Origin of the sequence: Chloroflexus sp. (assembly GCF_049970315.1) — a bacterium.
Classification (GTDB): Bacteria; Chloroflexota; Chloroflexia; order Chloroflexales; family Chloroflexaceae; genus Chloroflexus.
This window is the reverse complement of record NZ_JBMFNE010000053.1, coordinates 1-3,899: the sequence shown is the minus strand read 5'-3', so window position 1 is coordinate 3,899 and position 3,899 is coordinate 1. Positions and strand designations below refer to the sequence as shown.

Below are 3,899 nucleotides of genomic sequence, written 5' to 3'. Positions count from 1 at the left end.
TGCTGGTTTACACCCTCTCGGGCTTATGTGCTGCGTTAGCCGGTCTCGTTCTGATTGCCCGGCTCGACTCGGCTCAACCAACTATTGGCCTCGGTTATGAACTCAACGCGATAGCTGCGGTAGTCGTTGGTGGAACCAGTTTCAGCGGCGGTGAAGGGGGACTAGTTGGTACACTGTTGGGAGCGCTATTGATCGAAACCCTCAACAACGGTCTTAATCTGCTCAACGTCTCACCACTCTGGGAACAAGTCGTGAAAGGGGTAGTTATTGCGCTGGCTCTCCTACTCTATCGACTGATCAGTCGCACAGCGCAATCTACATAAATGCGGGTGAAAGGAGGTGTAGCAAGCACAAGAGGTTTCCGGTTTCGATTTTTCGTTGCGCAAACGTTTTCGTCGTGATCAAAGAGGAGGAAGACCGCAATGAAGCACCTATTACGGATCATCATCGTGTTAGGACTGAGTGCGTTGGCCGCATGCACATCGACCACTCCGGTGGCAACACCGACAACACCGGCGCAGAGCAGCAGCAACATCACAATTGGTTTGGTCATTTCAACCCTGAATAATCCCTTCTTTGTCACCTTGCGAGATGGAGCCCAGCGTGCTGCCGACGCAGCAGGGGTCACTTTGACGATTGTAGATGCTCAGGATGACTCGGCCAAGATGATTGCCGGGATCGAAGACCTGATTACCAAGAAGGTCAACGCATTGATCATCAATCCCACCGATTCGGATGCGGTTGTGCCGGCCATACAAAAAGCCAACGAGGCCGGGATACCGGTCTTCACGGTTGACCGTGGCGCTAATGGTGGGACGGTCGTGAGCCACATTGCCTCGGACAACGTAGCTGGTGGCCGCATGGCAGCCGAGTTTCTCTGCAACACGCTGGGCGGCAAGGGCAAAGTTGTCGAACTACAAGGCATCGCCGGTACATCGGCAGCCCGTGATCGCGGCCAAGGTTTCAACGACTACATGGCAAGCTCGTGCAAAGGAGTTGAGATTGTTGCCCAACAGACTGCCGACTTTAACCGCGACCGTGGTCTGCGGGTGTTTGAAAACATCTTGCAGGCACAGCCCGAAATCAACGGTGTCTTCGCCCACAATGACGAGATGATTCTGGGTGCTATTCAAGCGGCTGAGGCCGCAGGCCGCAGCGGGATTGTGTTTGTCGGGTTTGACGCCATCGATGACGCGACGAAAGCGGTACAAGAGGGGAAGTTGGCGGCCACCGTTGCCCAGCAGCCGGCACTGATGGGTCAAACCGCGGTTGAAACGGTCGTGAAGTATTTGAAGGGCGACAAGGTTGAGTCCTCGATTCCGGTCCCGTTGAGCTTAGTGACGAAGTAGCCTAACGGCCAGGCCGGCGGTCGATGTATGACTGCCGGCTGGCGTACCAGTGTATGACAACCACAACACCTCGTCTAACTCTCAGCAACATTGTCAAAACATTTCCGGGCGTACAGGCGGTAAAAAACGTCAGTCTTGAAGCGTACAGCCATGAGATTCTTGCGTTGGTGGGTGAAAACGGCGCCGGAAAATCAACCCTGATGAATATCATCAACGGGATCGTTCAACCCGATAACGGTACGATCATGCTCGACGGGCAACCCGTCATCATCGACTCACCGCGACGCGCGCAAGCGTTAGGGATCACGATGATCCATCAAGAGCTAGCGCTCCTCCCCGAACTGACGGTTGGGCAAAACATGTTCTTGGGGCGTGAACCGCACCGAGCCGGTTGGATCGATTGGAACCGGTTGTATCAACAAGCGCAGCAGGCTCTTGATCGGTTAGGGATCGCCATCTCGGCGCGGGCAAAGGTAGCAGATTTGAGCATTGCCGAGCGACAACTGGTTGAGATTGCGCGGGCGTTGTCGTACCAGGCACGACTGATTGCCCTCGACGAACCGACCAGCTCGCTGACCGAGCGCGAAACCGACATCCTCTTCCGCCTGGTACGCCAACTGCGGGCCGAAGGGGTTGCATTGATCTACATCTCACACCGCCTCGATGAGATCTTTGCTCTTGCCGACCGCATTGCCGTGATGCGCGATGGCGAATTGGTATCGGTCGGAGCAACCAATGAGTTTACCGCTCAGCGCTTAGTCCAACTGATGGTTGGGCGGTCGTTGCAGGCGCCTGAACCCACCCTCGTTGCACAGCGCGGAGAACCGCTAATCCGAGCCGTCAATCTGCACGCCGGTAAAGAGGTGCGCGGCGTATCACTCACGCTCCATCGCGGTGAGATTGTCGGCATGGCCGGACTGGTCGGCGCCGGACGTACCAATGTCGCCCGTCTGCTGTTTGGGGCTGACCGACTCGATCAAGGTGAGCTATGGTTTGAAGGGCAACCGGTTCGGCTCCGCTCACCACGTGATGCCATCAAGCTCGGAATCGGATTTGTGACCGAAGATCGCAAGATGCAAGGACTTTTTCTCAAGCAGAGTGTATACAACAACGCTGCTACCGGCTTGATCGAGCGATTATCGCGGCTTGGTTTCATAGAATTTCGCACGTTGAACAAACACATCGCCGAACTTATCAGTCAATTACGAGTACGCACACCATCGTTACAACAACAGGTACGGAATCTCTCCGGTGGTAATCAACAAAAAGTGATCATTGCACGCTGGTTAGCCCTCAAACCAAAGCTACTTATCCTTGACGAACCAACCCGTGGGGTTGATGTAGGCGCCAAAGCTGAAATTCATGCCCTCATCCGTGAGTTAGCGAGCCAAGGAATGGCTATTCTGATGATTTCCTCAGAGCTACCCGAAATCCTGGCCGTGAGTGACCGGATCATTGTAATGCGAGAAGGACGGATTACAGCCGAATTTAGCCGCAGAGAAGCGAGCCAAGATCGGATTATGCAAGCAGCGGTGGGACCAGGGTAACTATCATGACCAAAGCATCGCTGAATTGGGCGCAACGCACATTGGTATACCGTCAGCTAGGGACGTATGGAATTTTGGTAGCCCTGGCGATCTGGTTTACATTATTTTCACCGCAGTTTCTGACGGTGAACAACCTGCTGACACTTGCTTTACAAACATCACTGATAGCGCTGGTCGCGATTGGCATGACATTCACGATCATTACCGGTGGCATCGATCTGTCGGTAGGCTCGACCGCAGCGCTAGCCGGTGCGATTGCAGCCGGCATAGCGGTGCAATTTGGGACGTATCCGGGTCTTTTAGCTGGAATGATGACCGGGATCGGCATTGGATTCATCAACGGTGCGTTGATCGTATGGGGGCGTCTACCGCCATTTATTGCCACCCTTGCCAGTATGGCAGCCGCACGCGGCTTGACGCTGGTGTACACACAAGGCCGTCCTATTGCCGGTCTTGATCGTGCTTTCACTGTTTGGGGGAGCGATTCTCTGTTTGGAGTACCGATACCGGTCTGGGTGTTGCTATGCACCGCCGTCATTGCCCATCTGGTCTTGCGCCAAACACGCCTTGGCCTACACCTCTACGCAGTCGGCGGCAATGAAGAGACTGCACGGTTGGCGGGGGTCAACGTACCACAGGTCACATTCAGCGCTTATCTGATCAGCGGATGGTTTGCGGCCCTGAGTGGCATCATGCTCACGGCGCGCCTGTGGTCGGCTCAGCCCAACACCGGGATCGGTCTCGAACTCGACGCCATCGCTGCAGCAGTGTTAGGTGGGAGCAGCTTAGCGGGTGGCAGCGGTGGAATAGTGGGCACAATTGCCGGTTCGTTTATCATCGGGATGCTGGCAAATGGGCTGAATCTGCTTGGGGTACCGTCATACAACCAGCAGGTCATCAAAGGTTTAATCTTTATCGCTGCGGTGATGATGACGGGGGGAATTGAACGACCCAACCGCAGACGAGGCGCGTGAAACCTGCTATGGCAGCAAGAAGATCTGTA

4 protein-coding genes are annotated in these 3,899 nt (G+C 55.0%); all 4 read left to right on the top strand.

The genetic code is table 11. The annotated features are described in order from the left end of the window. A partial coding sequence (locus ACP5OT_RS17640) for an ABC transporter permease (protein WP_428132892.1) occupies positions 1-323 on the top strand: 323 nt, incomplete at its 5' end. 99 nt (positions 324-422) lie between these two features. Continuing rightward, positions 423-1,349, top strand: coding sequence for a ribose ABC transporter substrate-binding protein RbsB (gene rbsB, locus ACP5OT_RS17635; RefSeq protein ID WP_424675347.1), 927 nt, complete (start codon positions 423-425; stop codon positions 1,347-1,349). A gap of 53 nt (positions 1,350-1,402) precedes the next feature. Next, a complete protein-coding gene (locus ACP5OT_RS17630; protein ID WP_428132889.1) occupies positions 1,403-2,896 on the top strand; it encodes a sugar ABC transporter ATP-binding protein in 1,494 nt (497 codons plus the stop codon). A gap of 5 nt (positions 2,897-2,901) precedes the next feature. Beyond that, complete coding sequence (locus ACP5OT_RS17625; protein ID WP_424675345.1) at positions 2,902-3,870, top strand: ABC transporter permease; 969 nt, start codon at positions 2,902-2,904, stop codon at positions 3,868-3,870. The last annotated feature ends 29 nt before the right edge of the window (positions 3,871-3,899 follow it).

Coding starts and splice junctions, on each gene's coding strand:
- ACP5OT_RS17630 (WP_428132889.1), top strand. CDS start 1,403: ATGACAACCACAACACCTCGTCTAACTCTCAGCAACATTGTCAAAACA.
- ACP5OT_RS17625 (WP_424675345.1), top strand. CDS start 2,902: ATGACCAAAGCATCGCTGAATTGGGCGCAACGCACATTGGTATACCGT.
- rbsB (WP_424675347.1), top strand. CDS start 423: ATGAAGCACCTATTACGGATCATCATCGTGTTAGGACTGAGTGCGTTG.